Origin of the sequence: Cedecea neteri NBRC 105707 = ATCC 33855 (assembly GCF_001571265.1) — a bacterium.
Taxonomy (GTDB): domain Bacteria; phylum Pseudomonadota; class Gammaproteobacteria; order Enterobacterales; family Enterobacteriaceae; genus Cedecea; species Cedecea neteri.
The window spans coordinates 37,014-60,379 of the sequence record NZ_BCTL01000005.1; the positions used below are offsets into that span (position 1 = coordinate 37,014).

Below are 23,366 nucleotides of genomic sequence, written 5' to 3' on the forward strand. Positions count from 1 at the left end.
TTTTAGCGGGTGGCGGCGTCTTCCAGCGCCTTGTGGATAACCGAAGACAGCTCCGCCACGTCGAACTTAGCGACATAGCCGTTGGCGCCGACTTTTCGCACGTGATCTTCGTTGGCGCTACCGGAAAGCGAGGAGTGAATCACCACCGGGATATGCTTGAGCGTAGGCTCGGTTTTGATGTTGCGGGTCAGGGTAAAACCGTCCATTTCCGGCATCTCGATATCGGTCAGCACCAGGCCGATTTTATCGGTGATCGGCGTGCCGGAGGCTTTGGCATCGGCGGCAATAGCTTTGATTTTTTCCCAGGCCTCCAGGCCGGTGGCGTGCATGATGGCCGGAATACCCATCCCCTTCAGTCCCTGCTCCAGCATTGAACGCGCAACTTTGGAGTCCTCGGCGACGATAGCCACCGCGCCCGGTTTCAGGGTATAGGTTTTCTCTTCAATTGCTGCAATGTTCACATCTCTCCCGGACGGGATGATGTCATAAAGGATCTGCTCTACGTCCAGCACCAGCGCCAGGTCTTTGCCGGTCAGTGGGTCGTCAATATTGGCGATGCTGGTGATATTGCGGCTGCTGACCCCGGCTTCGGCGGCGTGCACCTGGCTCCAGTCGAGGCGAATAATATTCTCCACCGACTCCACGGCAAACGCCTGGGTGCTGCGGGCATATTCGGTGATCAGTAATAAATTCAGGCCGGTGGTCGGCGTGCAGCCAGTGACGGCGGGAAGGTCGATAACAGGGATAATCTGGTCGCGAATATTGGCCATCCCCAGCAGCGGCGATTCCATGCCTGCGGCGCGGTTAATTTTCGGCATGGGTACAATTTCACGCAGCTTAAAGACGTTGATGCCGTACAGCTCGGACTTGCTGTCATGCTGGCCCGTGCCTAAGCGGAACAGCAGCAGCTCGAACTTGTTGGATAACGCCAGGTTGGCCCTTTCATCGATATCTTTCTGAAAACTATCCATTTTAACCTCAAGTGATAACCCGGCCTCAGAACCCAACCGTACGGAGTGAATGCTTGTCTAAGTTATCGGCAGCGTCTGGAAAAAATGAAGGGAAAAGGCGAAATGATTTCGCTTAGAGGGACGTGATATCCCTCTAAGCGGATGACGCTTACTTTTTCTTGTTCAGCATCGCTTTTAGATCGGCAAATGGATTATAGGTTGCTTCGCCCACGTCTTTTTGCGCATCCTCGCCGGCAATCACCCTGGAGCCGTACTGGTCAGCTTCGGTGTATTTCGAATGTTCATGATCGTGGCAATACAGGCATAAAAGCTCCCAGTTGCTGCCATCTTCCGGGTTATTGGTGTGATCGTGATCCATATGATGAACGGTCAGCTCGCGCAGATTGGAATAGACAAACTCGCGCGAGCAGCGCCCGCAGACCCACGGGAAAAGCTTCAGTGCCTTTTCGCGGTAGCCGCTTTCCAGCCGCGTATAGTTCTTGGGAATAATCGCCATGATTCAGGTTCCAGACAAAAAATGTAGGGTTATGCCCAGTTTCCGGCTAAAGCGCGTCTTTATCAATCCCCAGACGCTTCATCCGCGAAAGTAACGTGGTGCGCTTCAGCCCTAAACGCTGGGCTGCGCCTCGGGGCCCGGCAACCACGCCGTTAGCCTCTTTCAGCACGCGCAGGATGCGCTGGTATTCATCCTCGTCGTCATGTCTCTCTGCTTCCACCGACGGCGAAATATGGCGTTCTACAGGCGGGCGATAATCCATTTCCGGCAGGGAAAGATGCAGCACGCTGCCCCGGGTGAGTAGCACCGCCCGCTCAATCACGTTTTCCAGCTCACGCACGTTGCCCGGCCACTCCATGCGGCTCAGGGCGCGCAGCGTTTCCGCTGGAATGCTGTCGATGTTGCGGTTCAGGCGGCGGGCGATTTTAAAGGTGAAGGATTTCACCAGCAGCGGGATATCCTCCGGGCGCTCGCGCAGCGGCGGCAGGGTGATAGGGAAAACATTCAGCCGATAGTAAAGGTCGCTGCGGAACTCCCGGTCGGCCACCATCTCTTTCAGGTTGCGGTTGGTGGCGGCGATCAGACGCACATCCACTTCCTGAACCTTATTGCTGCCAAGGCGCTCGAATTCCTGCTCCTGCAGCACGCGCAGCAGCTTAGGCTGTAGCTCTAGCGGCATATCGCCCACTTCGTCGAGGAACAGCGAGCTTTTGTCCGCCAGCTCAAAGCGGCCAATGCGCTGATTATTCGCCCCGGTAAACGCCCCGCGCTCGTGGCCGAACAGGTCGCTCTCCAACAGCCCGGCGGGCATCGCGGCACAGTTGATTTTTACCATCCGGCGGCTGTTACGCTCGCTCAGGTTATGGATCGCCCGGGCAATTAGTTCTTTACCGGTGCCGGTCTCGCCGAGGATCAGCACGGTGCTGTCGCTGCCTGCCACCATCTCAACCTGCTTAAGCACGATAGACATCGCCTCGCCGCGCCCGATAATTTCGCCAAAATCGCTGTCGACGTTATTAATTTGCTCGGTGAGGTAGAGGTTTTCATCCACCAGGTTTTCTTTCAGCCGGTTGATTTCCTGGTAGGCGAGGGCGTTATCCACCGCGATGGCGATACGTTCGGCAATCTGGCGCAGCAGCTTGAGGTTGGCTGGCGTAAAGCCCTGTTCGCTGCACTTGGCCAGCTTCAGCACGCCCAGCATATTATTGCCAAACTTCAGCGGCAGCAGGCAAAGCGTCTGCGGTTTGTTGTCCCACATCTCCAGCAGCATCCGCTCATAAGGCGCCAGCTTGTCGCCAGGACAAAGGTTGAGCAGCAGCATTTCACCGCTTTTGAAGACGCGTTCTGAAAGAGTGCCTTCTTCAAGCACGTCGCTTTGATCGTGAATCGGCGAGGCTTCATCAACAAAGTGGGTGGAATAGAGCGTGAGCCGCGACTTGCGGCTGCTTTTCAGCACAATGCTGATGGAATCAATGGTGAAGTGATAGTGAATTTCCCGGGCAATCTCGCTGATCAGTTCGTCCAGGTCCAGCTTCGACAGCACCGCGTTGGTGACGGCCACCAGAATGCGAAAGTCGTCGCGTTCGCGGCACAGTAGCTGATGATCGTGGCTCGAATTGAGCCGGGTTTGGATCTGCTCGGTCACCAGGCCTACGATCTGCGCCAGGGTGTAAAGTCGGTTAAGTTCTTTTTCGGTCCAGGCATCCGCCCTGTCGCGAATAAACTCGCAGCCGCCGAAAATCTTGCCTTCAGAGGCCAGCGGCAGAAGGCAATAGCGGCCAAACGGGGCGTACAAATCAAGGCTCGCCATCTGCGGCCAGGTTTCATCAAACTCCTGCTGGCTGCAAATCAGCGCCTCAGGGCGCGACAGCATGCGGCGCACCGGGCCGTTGGCCAGCGCCATTTCATCTTCGTAGTGCAGTTCCTTGCCGTGTTTATCCTTGCCATAAAAGCTCACCCGCTGATGCAGGGGATGGTAAAGCAGGATGTTAACGCGATCGGCCAGCGCGCCCTGTTTCACCAGCTGCGTCAGGCTGCTGGCGAGTTCGTTGAGATCGGGCTGCTGGAGCAGCGTGCGGGTGATATCAAATAACCCCTGCTGCCCGAGATCGCTCATCGGCGTGTATGACATTTTTGCTTTCCATTGAAATGCCCCGCGGCGGGCGCAGGGCTAAAAAATATAATTAATATAAATATTGTTTAAGTTTAGTCAGCGTTGCGTGAATGCATACTGGTGCAGGTCAACAAATGCGCGGTAAGGGTTCAAAATGCGGCAGGTCGAGCGTGCGTTTTACGCCATAAAGCCCCGTTACACGCACGCCTTTTCGCTCCACAACCTCACCTATGACTGCGGCCTTTTCGCCGCAAGGATGCTGCTGCAAAGCGTGTAGAACCGCAGGAGCTGACTCGGGGGAAGCGGCGATAACCAGCTTGCCTTCATTAGCAAAATTTAACGCATCCAGCCCAAGCAGCTCGCAAACGCCGCGCACCGCCGGGTTCAGCGGTAGCTTGTTTTCGCTGATTTCCATCCCGCAGCCGCTGGCGTTTGCAAACTCATGCAGAACGGCGTTTACGCCGCCGCGCGTGGCATCCCGCAAGGCTTTTACGCCGGAGATTTGCAGCAGCGGGGCAATCATTGGCGCCAGCACCGCGCAGTCGCTCTGTAGGTCGCCGTCCAGGCCAAGCTTCTCGCGCAGGTTGAGAATAGTTGCGCCGTGATCGCCGAGCGTGCCGCTGACGATAAGCAAATCTCCGGCTGTAATCTGAGCCGCGCCCCAGTTAATACCAGCAGGAATAGCGCCGATCCCGGCGGTATTGATAAAAAGCTTGTCCGCCGCGCCGCGAGGCACGACTTTGGTGTCACCGGTCACGATGGCGATATTTGCTGCACGGGCGGCCTTTGCCATGCTGGTGACCACGCGCTCAAGCGTTTCAAACGGCAAGCCTTCTTCGAGAATAAATCCGCAAGACAGCCAGCGAGGCGAAGCGCCGCTCACCGCGACGTCGTTCGCCGTACCGCACACGGCCAGCTTGCCGATATCGCCGCCGGGGAAAAATAGTGGGTCAATAACGTAGCTGTCGGTGGAAAATGCCAGCCGGTCGCCGCTGGCGGTAAGCTCTGCCAGCGAAAGCCGGGCCTGATCTTCCTGCTCCGCCAGCCACGGGTTATCGAAGGCCTGCATAAACAGGCTGGCGATCAGCTGCTGCATCGCCTGGCCGCCGTTGCCGTGGGCAAGCTCAACGGTTTTCATACTTCACACTCCTGAGAACGGTACTGATACCACGCCGCGCAGGCTCCTTCGGAGGAAACCATCAGCGCGCCGAAGGCGTTTTGCGGGTTGCAGCCGCTGCCGAACAGCGGGCATTGCTGCGGCTTGCAGCGGCCGGTGAGCACGTCGCCGCAGCGGGCTTTTGGGTCGTCGTAAACCTGCTGGGGTTTGGGCTGGAAATGGTCTTCGGCGTCAAACCGGCGGTAGGCTTCGGTGAGTTGTACGCCGGAATCGCTGATAACGCCCAGGCCACGCCATTCGGCTTCGCCGCGTACGGTAAACACTTCGCTTATCGCTTTTTGCGCAAGCCTGTTGCCTTCTTCCGGCACCACGCGGCGGTACTGGTTTTCTACCACGCTGTGCTGCTGAATTTTTTGCTCCATCAGCATCAGCACGCCCTGCAGCAGGTCGAGCGGCTCAAAACCGGCGACGACCAGCGGCCGCTGGTGCTCAGAGGCGATAAAGTCATAGGCTTCGGTGCCAATCACCATGCTGACGTGCCCCGGCGCCAGGAAAGCGCCGATGCCGTTATCGGGCTGGGAAAGCAGGCTGCGCAGCGTCGGGATCAGCGTGATGTGCTGGCAGAAGAAATAGAAGTTATCAATGCCCTGCGATTTTGCCTGCTGCAGGGTGATCGCCGTAGCGGGCATGGTGGTTTCAAAGCCGAGGCCGAAGAACACCACTTTGCGATCCGGGTTCTGGCGCGCCAGGGTCAGCGCGTCCATTGGCGAGTAAATCACCCTGACGTCCGCGCCATGCGACTTGGCCTGCATCAGTGAGCCATTTTTCCCCGGCACGCGCATCGCATCGCCAAAGGTGCAGAAAATCACTTCCGGGCGGCTGGCTATCTCAATGCAGCTGTCGATTCTGCCCATCGGCAGCACGCAAACTGGGCAGCCTGGGCCGTGGATAAACTCGATGTTATCCGGCAGCAGTTGGTCGAGGCCGAATTTAAAAATAGCGTGGGTATGGCCGCCGCAAACCTCCATGATGCGCAGCGGGCGGGCTGCCGTGTAGTCCAGCAGCGGGGCGCGTGCTTTCAGCGTCTCAATCAGCTGCATCACGCGTTCCGGGTCTCGATATTCGTCGACGTAGCGCATCAGCGATGCTCCTCGCCGTAGAGCAGGGCGCCGACGTCCGGCTCAACTTCGAACATATTTTGCAGGGCATCAAGCGTGTCGCGCGCTTCGGCTTCATCAATAATGCTCATGGCGAAACCGACGTGAACCAGCACCCATTGCCCCACGGCGGCGTCACCCACCAGGGTTAAATTCACATCGCGCTGCACGCCGCAGACGTCCACTTTCGCGCTGCCGTCGGCCAGCCGCTCGACAATCTGGCCGGGAATGCCTATGCACATCGTTCCGCCTCCAGCCAGCTAAGCCACTCGTCCATTCCTTCGCCACTAGTCGCGGAAACCAGAATAATTTTGATGTCCGGATTGACCTCGCGGGCAAAGGCCAGGCATTTGTTGACGTCGAACTGCAGGTACGGCAGCAGATCGATTTTGTTCAGCAGCATCAATGAGGCGGCGGCGAACATATGCGGGTATTTGAGCGGCTTGTCTTCACCTTCCGTGACCGACAGCACCGCAACCTTGTGGCGCTCGCCTAAATCAAAGCTGGCCGGGCACACCAGGTTGCCGACGTTTTCGATAAACAGCACGCCGTCCTGCTCGAGCGGCAGGCGCAGCATGGCATCACGGATCATTTGGGCATCAAGATGGCAGCCCTTACCGGTGTTCACCTGAATGGCTGGCGTGCCGGTTTCGCGGATGCGTGCCGCGTCGTTTACCGTTTGCTGATCGCCTTCGATAACCGCGCACGGCACTTTAGTGTTCAGGCGTTTTAACGTTTCGGTGAGCAGGGTGGTTTTGCCTGAGCCGGGGCTGGACACCAGGTTCAGCACCAGCTGATCCTGGCTGGCAAAGCGGTCGCGGTTATGGGCGGCGAGCTGGTTATTTTTGTCGAGCACATTCAGTTCGATCTCCAGCATTTTGCGCTGGGTCATGCCCGGCGCGTGGGTACCTGCCGCGCCGTGGCCGTAATGCAGGTCACCCTGTTCGTCGGCCGTTGGGGCAAATTTGACGCCGGTTATCTGCTGCAGCGGGCGTGCCGCCGGGGCAAACGGGGCGCTGCGAAAGCCAGAGTGAGGATTACGCTCGTCCCCTTCAATGTACAGGTTGCCTTCACCGCAACCGCAAGTGCTACACATGAGCTATCTCCTGATCGATTTCCAGACGCTTAATCTGCATGCCGTCATCCGCCATAATGCGCAGGTTGCTGCCGTTACAGTTGGGGCAGCACTTCACGCGCTGGGTCAGCAACGTAACGAACTGCTGGCAGTCATGGCACCAGCATTCGGCTTCCTGCTGGTGGACATGAAGCTCGCAGCCTTCCGCCAGCGTGCCTCGGCAGACCAGATCAAAGCAAAACTCCAGGGCGCTGGTTTCCACGCACGAGAAGGCGCCGACTTCCAGCCAGACGCCGGTGACGCGGCGGGCGTTGTTCTGGCGGGCGTGGCTTTCGATAAGTTCGACTGCGCGCTGGCAAAGGGTGATTTCGTGCATGGGGCCTCCGGGGTTAACTGGGGCAGGTAATGCAAGGACGGTGCCAGGCCTTTTATTTGCCCCTCACCCCGGCCCTCTCCCCAAAGGGGCGAGGGGGAATTCTTTAAAAAATAGAAGGGTTAGCCAGCCTTGTTGTTTTTATCCCCTCTCCCTTCCAGGGAGAGGGCCAGGGTGAGGGTAAAAAGTCCCGTCACCCAAAGTCAAAGATGACGAAATGACACGTCACCCGTCATTATCCCAGCACGGATTTAACTAAAAATTATTTAAAAACAATAAATTAAAAACATGGCACGAAACGTGCCTTAGGGAGGGACAAGCACTAACAGAGTGAACAAAACATGAACATTTGGGAACTGAGCGAAAAAGCCGAGTACATCGCCGACAAGCACCAACGCCTGCTTTCGCAGTGGCATCTGTACGGCAACACCCTGATTCAGGGGATCACCTTATCAAAAGCGAAGCTGCATCACGCCGTGGGCTGCAACCCGGACGAAAGCCTGCGCTTCTTCCTGTTTGACCATTTTGTCATTCAAATCAATCTCGCCGAAGGCTTTAACAGCCACACCATCGAGTACAGCATTGAACTGCGCGACGGCAGCGATAACGTGCTGATTGCCAAGGCGACTATCGACGATAACGGACTTATTGATAACACCGTCAGCAATCGCGATCGCGAGAAAGTACTGGACCACTACCTGGAACTCATCCGCCCGGTGTACGACAGCCTTTATCTGGCCGTGCAGCAAAACACCCCGCTGTCCATGACGCTGCTTCAGCAGTCCGACGTGGCATGAAGAGATCTGGGGTGTCGAGAACTGTCGAACCGGCAGCTTTTCGGCATATTTTCGTCAAAAATGACGATTGTCACCTGAGGAAGAACTGGTGAACCGTTTTGTAATCGCTGACTCAAAATTGTGTATGGGCTGCCATACCTGCGAAGCGGCCTGCGCCGAGACGCACCGCCTGCACGGCCTGCAGTCCCTGCCGCGCCTGAAAGTCATGCGCAACCTGAATGAATCTGCGCCGCAGATGTGCCACCACTGCGAAGACGCACCCTGCGCCGGGGTTTGCCCGGTCAACGCGATAACCCGCGTGGACGGCGCTGTGCAACTGAATGAAAGCCTGTGCGTAAGCTGCAAACTTTGCGGCATTGCCTGCCCGTTCGGCGCCATTGAATTTTCCGGCAGCCGCCCGCTGCATGTTCCCGCCAACGTTAACAGCCCGAAAGCGCCACCTGCGCCTCCGGCCCCGGCTCGCGTTAGCCCGCTGCTCGACTGGGTGCCTGGCGTTCGTGCTATCGCGGTCAAATGTGACCTGTGCAGCTTCGATGAAAGCGGCCCGGCCTGCGTTCGCACCTGTCCGACCAAGGCGCTGCGCCTTATCGACAACAAAGACATCGCCCAGGCCAGCAAACGTAAGCGTGAGCTGACGCTTGGTGCGTCGCTCGGCGACCTGACCCTGTTTACCCAGCCAGAGGCGAGAAAATGAATGCTTTTCTACTGATTCACTGGGCGCTTTTGGGGTTTGTCGTTAGCGCCGTGTTAGCCGGAGTTCTGGCATTTTCTAAGCCGCTGAGCGGCTTTTTCGCCGGCGTTGGCGGCGCAATCAGCTCCGTGCTTTTGCTTGTCGCGGGCGTTCAGGCGCTGCTGGGCTTCAGCGGCGACGCGCAAATCTGGCACTGGCACCTTCAGCTCAACGCCTTTAACGGCGTCTGGCTGGTCACCGTGGCGCTAAGCGGCCTGTTCATCTCCCTGTTTAACTGCGCCTGGCACCGCCACGCTGAAATAAAAGCCAACGGCCTGCTGATTAACCTAATCCTGGCGGCAAGCGTGGCGGCGCTGGTGGCCGATAATTTCGTCACGCTGGTGGCGATGGCGGAAATCATCTCTCTGGCAGGCTACTTCCTGACCGGCTGCCAGAAGTCCGGGCAGCTGTGGTTTGCGCTGGGCCGCCTCGGCACCGTGCTGTTGGTTATCGCCTGCTGGCTGATGTGGCAGCGCTACGGCACCCTGGGTTATGGCGATCTGCGTCATTTACTCAACGGCACGCCGCTGCCAGCCCCAGTACTGATCCTCGCGCTGCTCGGCTTTGGGCTGCTGGCCGGGATTATTCCGCTGCACGGCTGGGTGCCGCAGGCGCATGCGAATGCCTCTGCTCCGGCAGCCGCGCTGTTCTCCGCCGTGGTGTTGAAGATTGGCCTGTACGGCATCATGTGCTTCTCGCTTATCAGCCACGTTTTGCCGCTGTGGTGGGGTGTGCTGGTGGTGGTGGTCGGCATGATCACGGCGTTTATCGGCGGGCTTTACGCGCTGATGGAGCACAACATCAACCGCCTGCTGGCTTATCACTCCCTTGAAAACATCGGCATTATTTTGCTGGGTCTGGGCTGCGGCCTGATCGGCATCGCGCTGAATGAGCCGGTGCTGGTGGCGCTGGGCATGACCGGCGGGCTTTATCACCTCTTCAACCACAGCCTGTTTAAAACCACGCTGTTCCTCGGCGCTGGCGCGGTTTGGTTCCGTACCGGGCATCGCGACATCGAGAAGCTGGGCGGGATCGGTAAACGCATGCCGGTTATCTCGCTGGCTATGCTGGTCGGGCTGATGGCGATGGCCGCGCTGCCGCCGCTGAACGGCTTTGCCGGGGAATGGGTTATCTATCAGTCGTTCTTCCGTCTCGGCAGCCTGCCGCTGTTTGTCGGCCGCTTTATCGGGCCGCTGCTGGCCGTTGGGCTGGCGATTACCGGCGCGCTGGCGGTGATGTGTATGGCGAAAGTGTATGGCGTCACCTTCCTGGGCGCGCCGCGAACCAAAGAAGCAGAAAATGCGACCTCCGCACCGTGGCTGATGAACGTAAGCGTAGCGTTACTGGCCGCGTGCTGCGTTGTGGCCGGTGTGGCTTCACCGTGGCTGCTGCCGCTGCTTCAGCATGCCGTTCCGCTGCCGCTGCAAACGGCGCATACCGCCGTGTCTCAGCCGATGATGACGCTGCTGCTGGTCGCCTCTCCGCTGCTGCCGTTTATTTTGATGATCGTTTTCCGTGGCGACCGCCTGCCAAACCGCTCCCGCGGCTCGGCCTGGGTCTGCGGCTACGACCATGAACAGGCGATGGTGATCACCGCGACGGGCTTTGCCCAGCCGGTAAAAGCGGCGTTTGCGCCTTTGCTTAAGCTGCGCCACACCCTGAACCCTGGGAAATGGATGCCCGGCTGGCAGGGCGAGTGCCTGTCCGGCACGTTCCGCCGCCTGGCGATGGTTGAGCTGGCGGTCTTACTGGTGGCGATGGTTGCCTGAGGAACTGATATGACTACGTTTTTATTTGCCCTGATCCAGGCGCTGGCGCTGTTTTTTGCCGCGCCGCTGCTGTCCGGCATTACCCGCGTGACGCGCGCCCGGCTGCATAACCGCCGTGGCCCCGGCTTGCTGCAGGAATACCGGGATCTGTTCAAGCTGCTGGGCCGCCAGAGCGTGGCGCCCGCCGCGTCCGGCTGGGTTTTCCGCCTGATGCCGTTCGTGATGGTGGGCGTGATGCTGACCATCGCCACCGCGCTGCCGGTGGTGACGATTGCCTCGCCGCTGCCGTCATTAGGTGACCTGATCACCTTAATTTACCTGTTCGCCATCGCCCGCTTCTTCTTCGCCATCGCCGGATTAGACACCGGCAGCCCGTTCACCGGGATTGGCGCGAGCCGCGAAGCGATGCTCGGCGTGCTGGTCGAGCCGATTCTGCTGCTGGGCCTGTGGGTGGCCGCTCAGGTTGCAGGCAGCACCCACATCAGCAATATCGCCGGGGCTATTCACGCCTGGCCAGTGGCGCAAACCCTGACGCTGATGCTGGCCTTCGCCGCCTGCGCTTTCGCGACCTTCATTGAAATGGGCAAGCTGCCGTTTGACCTCGCCGAAGCCGAACAGGAGCTGCAGGAAGGGCCTTTGTCCGAATACAGCGGCGCGGGTTTTGCGGTGCTGAAGTGGGGCATTTCCCTCAAGCAGCTGGTTGTGCTGCAAATGTTTGTCGGCGTGTTCCTGCCGTGGGGGCAGATGAGCGCCTTTAGCTGGGGCGGACTTGTTCTCGCCGTAGTGCTGGCCGTCGTCAAGCTGGTGGCGGGCGTACTGATTATCGCGCTGTTTGAAAACAGCATGGCGCGCCTGCGGATGCTGGAAACCTCGCGCATTACCTGGGCCGGTTTTGGCTTTGCCTTTTTAGCCTTCGTCTCCTTGCTGGCGGCGTGATTTAAGAGAATTTATCGATGTCTGAAGAAAAAATTGGTCAACAGTATCTCGCCGCGCTGCATCAGAAATTCCCGAATGCGGTGCTCGACGAAGCCTGGCAGACGAAAGATCAAATCACCGTCACCGTGAAGCTCAACATGCTGCCGGAAGTGGTGGAATGGCTTTACTACCAGCAGGGCGGCTGGCTTTCGGTGCTGTTTGGGAACGATGAACGCCAGCTGTGCGGCAGCTATGCGGTGTATTACGTCCTGTCGATGGAAAGCGGCGTGAAGTGCTGGATCACCGTGCGTGTGGAAGTGGATGCCGACAAACCGGAGTTCCCGTCCGTCACGCCTCGTGTGCCTGCCGCCGTTTGGGGCGAACGCGAAGTCCGCGATATGTACGGCCTGCAGCCGGTTGGCCTGCCCGATGAACGCCGCCTGGTGCTGCCGGACGACTGGCCGGACGATCTTTATCCACTGCGTAAAGACAGCATGGATTACCGCCAGCGCCCGGCGCCGACCACCGACAAAGAGACCTACGAGTTCATCAACGAACTGGGCACGAAAAAGAACAACGTGGTGCCGATTGGCCCGCTGCACGTCACTTCTGACGAACCGGGCCACTTCCGCCTGTTCGTCGATGGCGAAAACATTATCGACGCCGATTATCGCCTGTTCTACGTCCACCGCGGCATGGAGAAGCTGGCGGAAACCCGCATGGGCTATAACGAAGTCACTTTCCTGTCCGACCGCGTGTGCGGCATTTGCGGCTTCGCCCACAGCACCGCCTATACCACCTCAGTGGAAAACGCGATGGGGATTGTGGTCCCGGAACGCGCGCAGATGATTCGCGCCATCCTGCTGGAGGTTGAGCGCCTTCACAGCCACCTGCTGAACCTCGGCCTGGCCTGTCACTTTGTGGGCTTCGACTCCGGCTTTATGCAGTTCTTCCGCGTGCGCGAAATGTCGATGAAAATGGCGGAGATCCTGACCGGGGCGCGTAAAACCTACGGCCTGAACCTGATCGGCGGCATCCGTCGTGACCTGCTGAAAGACGACATGATCCAGACCCGCCAGCTCGCCCAGCAGATGCGCCGGGAGGTGAAAGACCTGGTGGATATTCTGCTGAGCACGCCGAACATCGAGCAGCGCACCGTGGGCATTGGCCGCCTCGACCCGCAAATAGCCCGTGACTTCAGCAACGTCGGCCCAATGGTGCGTGCCAGCGGCCACGCCCGCGATACCCGCGCCGACCATCCGTTTGTGGGCTACGGCCTGCTGCCGATGGAAGTGCATAGCCTCGACGGCTGCGACGTGCTTTCCCGCCTGAAAGTGCGCATCAACGAAGTCTTCACCGCGCTAAACATGATTGATTTCGGGCTGGATAACCTGCCGGGCGGCCCGCTCGCCGTGGACGGTTTTACCTACATTCCAAACCGCTTTGCGCTGGGCTTTTCGGAAGCGCCGCGCGGGGACGATATCCACTGGAGCATGACCGGCGACAACCAGAAGCTTTACCGCTGGCGCTGCCGGGCGGCGACCTACGCCAACTGGCCAACGCTGCGCTACATGCTGCGCGGCAACACGGTGTCGGACGCCCCGCTGATTATCGGCAGCCTTGACCCTTGCTACTCCTGCACCGACCGCATGACGGTGGTGGACGTACGTAAGAAGAAAAGCCAGGTGGTGCCGTACAAAGAGCTGGAGCGCTACAGCATTGAGCGCACCAATTCGCCGCTGAAATGATTTTGATGCCTGTTCGGTGACTGACCCTCACCCCGGCCCTCTCCCCTTAGGGGAGAGGGTTAGGGTGAGGGGTTGTTCCAAGACCAGGCAAACAAGGAAAACGCATGTTTAACTTCATCAAAAAAGCCATCAAGGGCGGCGTGGCAACCGAGTCTTATCCGCTCCAGCCCATCGCCGTGGACCCTAACTTTCGCGGCAAGCCCGAGCACAACCCTCAGCAATGCATCGGCTGTGCCGCCTGCGTTAACGCCTGCCCGTCCAATGCGCTGAGCGTTGAGACTGACCTGGCCGCCGGGCAACTGCAGTGGAGCTTCAACCTCGGGCGCTGCATCTTTTGCGGGCGCTGCGAAGAGGTTTGCCCGACTGCCGCCATCAAGCTTTCGCAGCAGTACGAGCTGGCGGTATGGAATAAAGCCGACTTCCTGCAGCAGGCCAGCTTCCCGCTGTGCAACTGCCGCGAGTGCGGCCGCCCGTTCGCCGTGCAAAAAGAGATCGACTACGCCATTGCGCTGCTTGAGCACAACGGCGATTCCCGCGCGGAAAGCCGCCGTGGGGCATTTGAAACCTGCCCGGACTGCAAGCGCCAGCAAAGCCTGGTGTCGTCCGACCGGATCGACTTTAGCCGTCAGATGAGAGAGGCCAGCTAATGAGTAACCTACTGGGGCCGCGCGACCACAACGGCATTCCGGTGCCGATGACGGTGGACGAATCTATCGCCAGCATGAAGGCGTCGTTGCTGAAAAACATCAAACGCTCTGCCTACGTTTACCGCGTGGACTGCGGTGGCTGTAACGGCTGCGAAATCGAGATTTTTGCTACGCTTTCGCCGCTGTTCGATGCAGAACGCTTTGGGATCAAAGTGGTTCCTTCCCCGCGTCATGCCGATATTCTGCTGTTTACCGGGGCGGTAACTCGCGCGATGCGTTCCCCGGCGCTGCGTGCCTGGGAGTCGGCGCCCGATCCTAAAATTTGCATCTCCTACGGCGCCTGCGGAAACAGCGGCGGGATCTTCCACGACCTTTACTGCGTCTGGGGCGGGACCGATAAAATCGTGCCGGTCGATGTGTACATCCCTGGCTGCCCACCCACGCCTGCCGCCACGCTGTACGGCTTCGCGATGGCGCTTGGCCTGCTGGAACAGAAAATCCACGCACGCCCGGCAAGCGAGCTGGACGTTGAGCCTGCAAAAATCCTCCATCCGGATATGGTTCAGCCGCTGCGCGTGCGCATTGACCGCGCTGCTCGCCGCCTGGCGGGCTACCGCTATGGTCGCCAGATTGCCGACAGCTACATGACTAACCTGACGACCGGGGGCGGCGCCGTTCAGCAGTGGCTGAGCGCGGAAAACGACCCACGCCTGACGGAAATCGTCACTAACCTTGAGCAACTGGTTCATCAGGAGCGCGTGTAATGAGCGAGTCGGTGGTGTTCTGTCAGCTCAGCCGCAAGTTTGTCGACGAGAACGACAACACCCCGGCTGACGCCCAGCAGGTGGTCTACTACAGCCTGGCGATTGGCCACCATTTGGGGGTGATCGACTGCCTGAAAGAGAGCCTGGTTTGCCCGCTTGAAGCCTATCAGGCTTGGATAGCCACGCTGGAGGTCGACGGCGAGGCCCGACGCAAAATGAACGGCGTGCCGCGCTACGGTGAAATCGTTATCGACCAGAGCCACGTGGTGATGCTGGCCCGGGCGTTGGATGCGGCTAAGCCAACGCAAACGGCAGAACAGCAGGGCTGGAGCCAGGCGCTCCTCGACATGCTGCAGGCCATTCAACAAGAACCCGCCATCTACCTGATGGTAAGGAGACGCTATGACTAAGGTACTGCTTTGCGTAGGCAACAGCATGATGGGTGACGACGGCGCAGGCCCGCTGTTGGCCGAGAAGTGTCAGGCTTCTCCGCAGGGCGACTGGGTGGTGATCGACGGCGGCAGCGCGCCGGAAAACGACGTGGTCGCCATCCGCGAACTGCGCCCGGAACTGCTGTTGATTGTGGATGCCACCGACATGATGCTCAACCCCGGCGAGATTCGCGTTATCGATCCGGACGACATCGCCGAGATGTTTATGATGACCACCCACAACATGCCGCTTAATTATCTGGTCGATCAGCTTAAAGAGGATGTCGGCGAAGTGGTGTTCCTCGGTATTCAGCCGGATATCGTCGGTTTTTACTATCCAATGACGGAGGCGGTGAAAGCAGCGGTGGAGCAGGTTTACCAGCGGCTGGCGACGTGGACTGGTTTTGGTGGGTATGAGCTGCTGGCGGCGGAAGAAACAGAAGGCCTGTAAGTCACTAATGACATCGTCATTAGTGTCGATGTCATCTTCTTTCATTGCTCATTTTAATTCAATTTATTGAAATTATTGGTTTTTAATTTTTGGCACGGTTTGTGAATAAGCCCCTGCGATAACACACTTATTGCAGGAGTTTATGATGAACCGCTTCATCATTGCCGATTCGAGCAAATGCATCGGCTGCCGCACTTGTGAGGTGGCCTGCGTCGTCTCCCACCAGGAGAACCAGGACTGCTCGGCGCTGACCCCAAAAACCTTCTTGCCACGCATTCACGTCATCAAAGGTGTGAATGTTTCTACCGCCACCATGTGCCGCCAGTGCGAGGACGCGCCCTGCGCGAACGTCTGCCCTAACGGCGCCATCAGCCGGGACCAGGGCTTTGTGCACGTGATGCAGGAACGCTGCATCGGCTGCAAAACCTGCGTCGTCGCCTGCCCTTATGGCGCGATGGAAGTCGTCGTGCGGCCGGTGATCCGCAACAGCGGTGCCGGGCTGAACGTGATGGCGGAAAAAGCCGAGGCCAACAAATGTGACCTTTGCTACCACCGCGAGGCTGGCCCGGCCTGCCTGGAAGCCTGCCCGACCAACGCCATTCTGTGCGTTGACCGCAACCGGCTGGAACAAATGAGCGCGGAAAAACGCCGCCGTGCCGCGTTAGATGCCCCTGCGGCCCTGACCTTCTAATCCCTATGCATTTCAACTTTTAACAGGTCTGTTACTGATGAAAAAAATTACCAGCGTCTGCCCTTACTGTGGCGCAGGCTGCAAACTGAAACTGGTCGTTGAGAACAACAAAATCATTCGTGCCGAAGCGGCCGGGGGCGTGACTAACCAAAACGAACTCTGCCTGAAAGGCTACTACGGCTGGGATTTTCTTAACGATACCAAGCTGCTGACCCCTCGCCTGACGCAGCCGATGATCCGCTACGAGAAGGGCGGCAAGCTGCAGCCGGTCAGCTGGGAAGAGGCGATTAGCTACACCGCTGCGCGCCTGAAGGCGATTAAAGAGCAGTTTGGCCCACGCGCCATTATGACTACCGGTTCCTCGCGCGGAACGGGGAACGAAACCAACTTCGTGATGCAGAAATTCGCCCGCGCGGTGCTGAACACCAACAACGTCGACTGCTGCGCCCGCGTGTGCCACGGCCCATCTGTTGCCGGGCTGCAGGCGACGCTGGGTAACGGGGCGATGAGCAACTCCATCGGCGATATCGAAAACTCCAAATGCCTGCTGGTGGTGGGTTACAACTGCGCTGACTCGCATCCTATCGTGGCGCGCCGGGTGATTAAGGCCAAAAGCAACGGCGCCAAAATTATCGTTTGCGACCCGCGCCGCATCGAAACCGCCCGCATTGCCGACCAGCATCTGCAAATCAAAAACGGCTGCAACATGGCGCTGGTGAACGCCTTTGGCTACGTGCTGCTGGAAGAGCAGCTGTACGACAAAGAGTACGTCGCCAAATATGCCGAAGGGCTGGATGCCTACCGTGAAACCGTGAAGGACTATGCGCCAGAGGACGTCGAGCACCTGACCGGTATTCCCGCGCAGCAGGTTCGCCAGGCGATGCGCACTTTCGCTGCGGCACCTTCAGCGACCATCATGTGGGGCATGGGCGTGACCCAGTTTGGCCAGGCCGTAGACGTGGTTAAAGGGCTGTCCAGCCTGGCGCTGCTCACCGGTAACCTGGGCCGTGAAAACGTCGGCGTTGGGCCGGTGCGTGGGCAGAACAACGTGCAGGGCGCCTGTGATATGGGCGTGCTGCCTAACCAGTTCCCCGGCTACCAGGATGTGGTTGATCCCGAGGTTCGCGCGAAGTTTGCCAAAGCCTGGGGCATCGACCCTGCGGTGATGGATGACAAAGTTGGCGTGCGCATTACCGAAGTGCCGCATCTGGCGATCGAGGGCAAGGTTAAAGCCTATTACATCATGGGCGAAGATCCGCTCCAGACCGAAGCAGACCTGGGCCTGGTGCGCAAAGGGTTTGAGGCACTCGACTTCGTCGTGGTGCAGGACATCTTCATGACCAAAACCGCCGAAGTGGCGGATGTGCTGCTGCCGGCGACCTCCTGGGGCGAGCACGGCGGCGTCTTTACCTGCGCCGATCGAGGCTTCCAGCGCTTTGAAAAAGCGATTGAGCCGAAGTACAACGTGAAGCGCGACTGGGAAATCATCAGCCTGCTTTCGACGGCGATGGGCTATCCGATGCACTACGAAAACAACCAGCAAATCTGGGATGAGCTGCGCGAACTGTGCCCGCTGTTTTACGGCGTGACCTACGAAAAAATGGGCGATATGGGGCACGTGCAGTGGCCTTGCCCGACGCTCGAGCATCCCGGCACGCCGTATCTCTACAAGGGGAGCAAATTTGACACGCCGAGCGGCAAAGGCCAGCTGTTTGCCGCCGCATGGCGCGCGCCAGCCGAAGTTCCCGACGACAGCTACCCGCTGGTGCTTTGCACCGTGCGTGAAGTCGGGCATTACTCCTGCCGCTCGATGACCGGTAACTGTGCCGCGCTGCAAACCCTCGCCGATGAACCCGGCTTTGTGCAAATCAACCCGCTGGATGCGGATGCGTTAGGTATTAAAGACCGGCAGCTGGTTTGGGTAAGTTCGCGTCGCGGCAAGGTTATCAGCCGCGCGGACGTGAGCGAGCGCATCAACAAAGGCTCCGTCTACATGACCTATCAGTGGTGGATTGGCGCCTGTAACGAGCTGACGCAGGATAATCTCGACCCGATCTCCAAAACGCCGGAAACCAAGTATTGCGCGGTGAAGGTTAGCGCGATTGAGGATCAGGCGTGGGCGGAGAACTATGCGCAAACGACCTACAACAGCATGAAAGCGCGGCTGCGCGAGGCGGTGGAAGCGTGATTTTTACCCTCACCCCGGTCCTCTCCCTGGAAGGGAGAGGGGGAAGATCTGAGTCTGATGTCTCTCCTCGTTCAGAAGTGGGAGAAGCTGTGGTTGAACTCGATCTGTCCCCTCGCCCCTCTGGGGAGAGGGTTAGGGTGAGGGGAACTGAACTCCGCATTCGCGGCAAAGTGCAGGGCGTTGGCTTCCGTCCGTTTGTCTGGCAAATCGCACAGCGCTTTAAGCTGGTGGGTGACGTCTGTAACGACGGAGAAGGCGTTGTGGTTCGCCTGGCGGCCAGCCCGGAAGCGTTTCTGGGCGAGCTTTACGCACATTGCCCGCCGCTGGCTCGCATCGACAGCGTGGGGCTGCAGCCCATGACCTGGGACGTTTTGCCTGCGGACTTCAGCATTCGCCACAGCGGCAGCGGCGCGATGGACACCCAAATCGTGCCGGATGCCGCCACTTGCCCGGAATGCCTGCGCGAGCTTAAGGACCCCGCCGACCGCAGATATCGCTATCCGTTTATCAACTGCACCCACTGTGGGCCGCGCTTCACCATCATCCGCGCGATGCCTTATGACCGCCCGTCCACGGTGATGGCGGCGTTTCCGCTTTGTAAGGTTTGCGATGAAGAATATCGCAACCCGATGGACAGGCGTTTTCACGCTCAGCCGGTAGCCTGCCCGGACTGCGGGCCGCAAATTTTCTGGCAGCAGGGAGAGCAACGGCTTGAGGGTGAGCAGGCGCTTGCGCAGGCCGTTGCCGAGCTGCACGAGGGCAAAATCGTTGCGGTGAAAGGCCTCGGCGGTTTTCACCTTGCCGTTGATGCCCGTAACGATGCCGCCGTTGAACGCCTCCGGGCGCGTAAGCAGCGGCCAGCCAAACCGCTGGCGGTGATGATTGCCACGATCGAAGGGCTGCCCGAGGAAGCCGGGGCGCTGCTTTCAACGCCTGCAGCGCCGGTGGTGCTGGTGAGAAGTGATTGCCTGCAGGGGCTGAGCGCTGCCGTGGCGCCGGGGCGCAATGAAATCGGCGTGCTGCTGCCCGCCAATCCCCTTCAGCACCTGCTGGTGCAGGACTTCGGCGGCCCACTGGTGATGACCTCCGGGAATCTGAACGGCAGGCCTCCGGCCATCGACAACGCTCAGGCAATTCAGGATTTAGAAGGCATTGCCGACGGTTTTCTGCTGCATAACCGCGACATTCTTCAGCGCATGGACGACTCGGTTATGCGAGCCAGCGGCGAAATGCTGCGCCGTGCGCGAGGTTTTGTACCGGATGCGCTGCCTTTGCCTGCTGGCTTTAAAGGTTTGCCGCCGATTTTGGCGCTGGGGGGCGATCTCAAAAATACCTTCTGCCTGGTTCGCGATGGGCAGGCCGTGCTCAGCCAGCACTTTGGCGATTTGGCTCAGGAGGGCGTGGAGGCCCAATGGCGAAGCTCGCTGGCGCTGATGAGCAGGATCTACGGCTTTGACGCGGAACATGTCGCGCTCGATGCCCATCCTTGCTACCGCAGCGCGCAGGTGGGCCATGAAATGGCGCTTCCGGTCACCGAAGTGCTGCATCACCACGCCCACGCAGCGGCCTGCCTGGCCGAATACGGCTGGCCGCTGAATGGCGGCAACGTACTCGCTCTTGCGCTGGACGGCATTGGCTATGGCGAGGACGGCAAGCTTTGGGGCGGCGAATGCCTACTGGTGAACTATCGGCGCTGTGTTCATCTTGGCGGGCTGCCTGCCGTGGCTCTACCGGGCGGTGATTTGGCGGCCGTGCAGCCGTGGCGCAACTTGCTGGCGCAGTGCGAGGCGTTTGTGCCCGGCTGGCAGCGCTATCCCGAAACGAAGGCGATAAGGGCACAAAACTGGCAGCCGCTGGCAAAAGCCGTCGCGCGGCGGGTTAACGCTCCGTTGGCCTCCTCCTGCGGGCGACTGTTTGACGCAGTTGCCGCCGCGCTTAACTGCGCGCCCTGGCAGCAAAGCTATGAGGGTGAAGCCGCCTGCCGCCTTGAAGCCCTGGCGCTGGACGCGGGCCCCTGCTCACATCCTGTCACGCTGCCGTTGGTGAACGGTCATCTCGACCTGGCGGCCTTCTGGCGGCAATGGTTTGGCTGGCAGAGCGAGGCCGGAGCGCGGGCCTGGGTATTCCACGATGCGCTGGCGAAAGGCCTTGCTGCGCTGGTTCGTCATCATGCGTTGCTGACCGGCGTGACCACCGTCGCCTGCTGTGGCGGCGTGCTGCACAACCGCCTGCTGCGCGAGCGCCTGGCGTTCTATCTCTCCGATTTTAAAACTTTCTTCCCGACGCGGCTTCCGGCCGGCGATGGGGCGCTTTCCCTGGGGCAGGCAGTGGTTGCCGCTGCCCGCTATTTGAATCACCACAAGGATAAAAAAGATGTTAATGCGTGTTCTTCGTGACAATCCACGAGCCGGCCTGCTGCTGGCGGTTTTAGTGGCGGCTAATTTTGCCGCATGGGCCTGGGCGTTGGTGGCGTTTAACCATAGTTCGGCGCTGATGGCGGCAAGCCTGCTGGCCTGGTGTTACGGCCTGCGCCACGCGGTAGATGCCGACCATATTGCCGCGATTGATAACGTGACCCGCAAGATGATGCAGCAGGGAAAACGCCCGTTTGGCGTGGGGGCCTGGTTCTCGCTGGGCCACTCCAGCATTGTGATTCTGGCTTCTGTCGCTATTGCGGCCACGGCGGCGGCCTTCCAGCAAAGAATGGACTGGTTTCACGACGTTGGCGGCGTGATCGGCACCGCTGTTTCAGCCTGCTTCCTGCTGGCGATGGCGCTGGTGAACCTCGTTATTTTACGCGGCGTATGGCGCAACTTCCGCCAGCTTAAACGCGGCGAGCCGCTGGCAGCTGATGCGACGGAAATGACCGGCGGCGGCATGATGAGCTGGCTGTTTAACTCCGTTTTCCGCCTGATCGGCAAAAGCTGGCATATGTACCTGGTCGGTTTCCTGTTTGGCCTGGGCTTTGATACCGCCACCGAAATCGGCGTGCTGGGCATTTCTGCCGCCAGCGCGTCCAGCGGGATGTCTATCTGGTCGATTCTAGTGTTCCCGGCGCTGTTTGCCAGCGGCATGGCGCTGATCGATACCCTTGATAACGTGATTATGGTGGGTGCTTACGGCTGGGCCTTCAACAAGCCGCAGCGCAAGCTTTACTACAACATGACGATTACCGGCACTTCTGTGGTGGTGGCGCTGTTTATTGGCGGCCTTGAGGCGCTGGGCCTGCTGGCGGACAAGTTCGGGCTTGAGGGCGGGATCTGGCAGTGGGTTGGGGCGCTCAACGATAATCTCGGCAACGCCGGATTTGTCGTTGTCGGGCTGTTTATCGCCTGCTGGGGGATTTCGATGGTGAACTACCGCTGGAAAGGGTACGACGCTTTAGTGGTGAGATAAAAAAACGGGGCCTTGAGCCCCGTTTTCTATTGCTACTTGTTACTCGGCTTCTGCCCAGGCTCGCTCAATCTCTTCGGCCAGGATTTTCACCCCTGCCTCAATCTTTTCCGGCTCCGGCACATAGTTCATGCGCATGCACTGGTGAGTGTGCGGCCACGGCTTGTCCAGCCCTGGGAAGAAGTAATCGCCCGGCACCATCAGCACGCCGCGCTTTTTCAGGCGCTGGTACAGCAGTTCGGTGGTGATCGGCAGGTCTTTAAACCACAGCCACAGAAAAATGGCGCCTTCCGGCTTGTGAATCAGGCAGCGCTCCGGCGACAGGTAGCGGCGGATCACGGCGATAGTTTCATGCACGCGCTGGTAGTAGAACGGTTTGATAACCGTCTCGGACAGGCGCAGCAGATCGTTACGCTTGATCATTTCGCAGGCCATCGCCGGGCCAATACCGCCCGGTGCCAGACTGATAATGCCGTTCATGTTGCTGATGGCGGAGATGATTTTCTCGTTAGCGATAATGACCCCACAGCGGCTGCCCGGCAGGCCGAGCTTGGACAGGCTCATGCACAGGATGATGTTCGGGTTCCACAGCGGGCGGGCTTCGCTAAAGATGATGCCGGGGAACGGCACGCCGTAGGCGTTATCAATAACCAGCGGAATGCCGTGCTGGTTGGCCAGCGCGTCCAGCTTCATTAGCTCTTCATCGGTTATCACGTTGCCGGTCGGGTTAGTCGGGCGTGATACGCAAATCATGCCGGTATCTTCGCCGATATGCAGATGTTCGAAGTCAACGTGGTACTTAAACTGGCCTTCCGGCAGCAGTTCGATGTTCGGGCGAGTGGAGACAAACAGATCTTCTTCAAGCCCGGCATCCGCGTAGCCGATGTACTCCGGCGCCAGCGGGAAGAGCACCTTTTTGGTGCGGCCATCGGCATTACGTCCGGCGAAAAGGTTAAACAAGTAGAAAAACGCGCTCTGACTGCCGTTTGTTAGTGCAATATTCTGTGGTTCGATATCCCAACCCAGTTCATCGCGCAGCATCCCGGCAAGCAATTTTAGCAGTTCACTTTTCCCCTGCGGACCGTCGTAGTTGCATAGCGTATCGGTCAGTTTGCCGCTGGCCAGCATCTCGGAAAGCAGCTGCTGGAAGTAGTCGTTCATCGCCGGGATTTGCGCAGGATTACCGCCGCCAAGCATGATGGCGCCGGGCGTGCGCAGGCCGTCGTTGAGATCCTCCATCAGGCGGGTAATGCCTGCATGGCGGGTAAATTTGTCGCCGAAAAGTGAAAACGTCATAACGTGGGTCTGCTGAATACTTTTGAAAAGAGGCTAACCATAGCGCTACAAATAACGCCGTGCAAACCCGGTAAGGATAGCCACTATTGGCGAATGTGCTGTGGGATTTGTGCTGTGTAGCAGGATATGTTGAATGGCGGCGGCATCATTGATGCTGGCTCATATGATATTTTCTATGGGGAAACGGATGAAGTTCCGTTCACCTATAGATCTATTTTCTCTTTACGTTCAGAGGCAGTGAACG

The 23,366-nt window shown here is 59.0% G+C and carries 22 protein-coding genes; 13 read left to right on the plus strand and 9 right to left on the minus strand.

The features are described 5' to 3' along the window. Positions 1–2: 2 nt before the first annotated feature. The 8 genes from CNE01S_RS02665 to hypA all read right to left on the minus strand — a co-directional run bounded on the left by CNE01S_RS02665 (position 3) and on the right by hypA (position 7,305). Positions 3–971: a chemotaxis protein gene (locus CNE01S_RS02665; RefSeq protein WP_061273172.1), complete on the minus strand. Its 969-nt coding sequence runs from the start codon at positions 969–971 to the stop codon at positions 3–5. 148 nt (positions 972–1,119) lie between these two features. Next, positions 1,120–1,467 carry an HNH nuclease YajD gene (gene yajD, locus CNE01S_RS02670; protein ID WP_061273176.1) on the minus strand — a complete coding sequence of 116 codons (348 nt, stop codon included), beginning with the start codon at positions 1,465–1,467 and terminating at the stop codon, positions 1,120–1,122. Between the two features lie 46 nt (positions 1,468–1,513). Further along, positions 1,514–3,598: a formate hydrogenlyase transcriptional activator FlhA gene (gene flhA / locus CNE01S_RS02675; protein ID WP_061273179.1), complete on the minus strand. Its 2,085-nt coding sequence runs from the start codon at positions 3,596–3,598 to the stop codon at positions 1,514–1,516. 109 nt (positions 3,599–3,707) lie between these two features. Beyond that, positions 3,708–4,718, minus strand: a complete 1,011-nt coding sequence (gene hypE, locus CNE01S_RS02680; protein ID WP_061273182.1) for a hydrogenase expression/formation protein HypE — start codon at positions 4,716–4,718, stop codon at positions 3,708–3,710. Beyond that, positions 4,715–5,836 carry a hydrogenase formation protein HypD gene (hypD, locus tag CNE01S_RS02685; RefSeq protein WP_061273185.1) on the minus strand — a complete coding sequence of 374 codons (1,122 nt, stop codon included), beginning with the start codon at positions 5,834–5,836 and terminating at the stop codon, positions 4,715–4,717. The genes hypE and hypD overlap by 4 nt, the downstream gene beginning before the upstream one ends. Next, complete coding sequence (locus CNE01S_RS02690) at positions 5,836–6,096, minus strand: HypC/HybG/HupF family hydrogenase formation chaperone (protein WP_038477365.1); 261 nt, start codon at positions 6,094–6,096, stop codon at positions 5,836–5,838. The genes hypD and CNE01S_RS02690 overlap by 1 nt, the downstream gene beginning before the upstream one ends. Then, on the minus strand, positions 6,087–6,950 hold the full coding sequence (gene hypB, locus CNE01S_RS02695; RefSeq protein WP_061273188.1) for a hydrogenase nickel incorporation protein HypB: 864 nt from the start codon (positions 6,948–6,950) through the stop codon (positions 6,087–6,089). The genes CNE01S_RS02690 and hypB overlap by 10 nt, the downstream gene beginning before the upstream one ends. Next, on the minus strand, positions 6,943–7,305 hold the full coding sequence (hypA, locus tag CNE01S_RS02700; RefSeq protein ID WP_061273191.1) for a hydrogenase maturation nickel metallochaperone HypA: 363 nt from the start codon (positions 7,303–7,305) through the stop codon (positions 6,943–6,945). The genes hypB and hypA overlap by 8 nt, the downstream gene beginning before the upstream one ends. A gap of 338 nt (positions 7,306–7,643) precedes the next feature. On the opposite strand from hypA, the gene hycA reads away from it, so the two are divergent. From hycA to CNE01S_RS02765, 13 genes are all read left to right on the plus strand, one after another. Then, positions 7,644–8,099, plus strand: a complete 456-nt coding sequence (gene hycA / locus CNE01S_RS02705) for a formate hydrogenlyase regulator HycA (protein ID WP_061273194.1) — start codon at positions 7,644–7,646, stop codon at positions 8,097–8,099. Between the two features lie 88 nt (positions 8,100–8,187). After that, complete coding sequence (locus CNE01S_RS02710) at positions 8,188–8,793, plus strand: 4Fe-4S dicluster domain-containing protein (RefSeq protein ID WP_061273197.1); 606 nt, start codon at positions 8,188–8,190, stop codon at positions 8,791–8,793. After that, positions 8,790–10,598 (plus strand): formate hydrogenlyase subunit 3, encoded by a 1,809-nt coding sequence (gene hycC / locus CNE01S_RS02715; protein ID WP_061273198.1) that lies wholly within the window; start codon positions 8,790–8,792, stop codon positions 10,596–10,598. The genes CNE01S_RS02710 and hycC overlap by 4 nt, the downstream gene beginning before the upstream one ends. A 9-nt stretch (positions 10,599–10,607) precedes the next feature. Next, positions 10,608–11,534 (plus strand): respiratory chain complex I subunit 1 family protein, encoded by a 927-nt coding sequence (locus CNE01S_RS02720; protein WP_061273201.1) that lies wholly within the window; start codon positions 10,608–10,610, stop codon positions 11,532–11,534. A 17-nt stretch (positions 11,535–11,551) separates the two neighbouring features. Then, positions 11,552–13,261 carry a hydrogenase large subunit gene (locus CNE01S_RS02725; RefSeq protein WP_061273204.1) on the plus strand — a complete coding sequence of 570 codons (1,710 nt, stop codon included), beginning with the start codon at positions 11,552–11,554 and terminating at the stop codon, positions 13,259–13,261. A gap of 104 nt (positions 13,262–13,365) precedes the next feature. Then, positions 13,366–13,908 carry a formate hydrogenlyase complex iron-sulfur subunit gene (locus CNE01S_RS02730; protein WP_038477388.1) on the plus strand — a complete coding sequence of 181 codons (543 nt, stop codon included), beginning with the start codon at positions 13,366–13,368 and terminating at the stop codon, positions 13,906–13,908. Then, positions 13,908–14,672 (plus strand): NADH-quinone oxidoreductase subunit B family protein, encoded by a 765-nt coding sequence (locus CNE01S_RS02735; RefSeq protein ID WP_061273207.1) that lies wholly within the window; start codon positions 13,908–13,910, stop codon positions 14,670–14,672. Before CNE01S_RS02730 ends, CNE01S_RS02735 begins: the two co-directional genes overlap by 1 nt. Next, positions 14,672–15,082, plus strand: a complete 411-nt coding sequence (locus tag CNE01S_RS02740) for a formate hydrogenlyase maturation HycH family protein (RefSeq protein ID WP_061273210.1) — start codon at positions 14,672–14,674, stop codon at positions 15,080–15,082. Before CNE01S_RS02735 ends, CNE01S_RS02740 begins: the two co-directional genes overlap by 1 nt. Then, complete coding sequence (gene hycI, locus CNE01S_RS02745) at positions 15,075–15,554, plus strand: hydrogenase maturation peptidase HycI (protein WP_061273213.1); 480 nt, start codon at positions 15,075–15,077, stop codon at positions 15,552–15,554. Before CNE01S_RS02740 ends, hycI begins: the two co-directional genes overlap by 8 nt. A gap of 145 nt (positions 15,555–15,699) precedes the next feature. Then, a complete protein-coding gene (hydN, locus tag CNE01S_RS02750; RefSeq protein WP_061273217.1) occupies positions 15,700–16,245 on the plus strand; it encodes an electron transport protein HydN in 546 nt (181 codons plus the stop codon). Positions 16,246–16,282: 37 nt separating this feature from the next. Beyond that, the gene (gene fdhF / locus CNE01S_RS02755; RefSeq protein ID WP_061273220.1) at positions 16,283–18,433 is read left to right on the plus strand and encodes a formate dehydrogenase subunit alpha; all 2,151 of its coding nucleotides are present in this window, start codon (positions 16,283–16,285) and stop codon (positions 18,431–18,433) included. A 137-nt stretch (positions 18,434–18,570) separates the two neighbouring features. Next, a complete protein-coding gene (gene hypF / locus CNE01S_RS02760) occupies positions 18,571–20,829 on the plus strand; it encodes a carbamoyltransferase HypF (protein WP_061273223.1) in 2,259 nt (752 codons plus the stop codon). Continuing rightward, positions 20,807–21,829 (plus strand): HoxN/HupN/NixA family nickel/cobalt transporter, encoded by a 1,023-nt coding sequence (locus tag CNE01S_RS02765; protein ID WP_061273226.1) that lies wholly within the window; start codon positions 20,807–20,809, stop codon positions 21,827–21,829. The genes hypF and CNE01S_RS02765 overlap by 23 nt, the downstream gene beginning before the upstream one ends. Positions 21,830–21,868: 39 nt before the next feature. Here CNE01S_RS02765 and avtA read toward each other — a convergent pair whose 3' ends face one another. Beyond that, positions 21,869–23,122 carry a valine--pyruvate transaminase gene (avtA, locus tag CNE01S_RS02770; RefSeq protein ID WP_061273230.1) on the minus strand — a complete coding sequence of 418 codons (1,254 nt, stop codon included), beginning with the start codon at positions 23,120–23,122 and terminating at the stop codon, positions 21,869–21,871. Positions 23,123–23,366 lie beyond the last annotated feature (244 nt).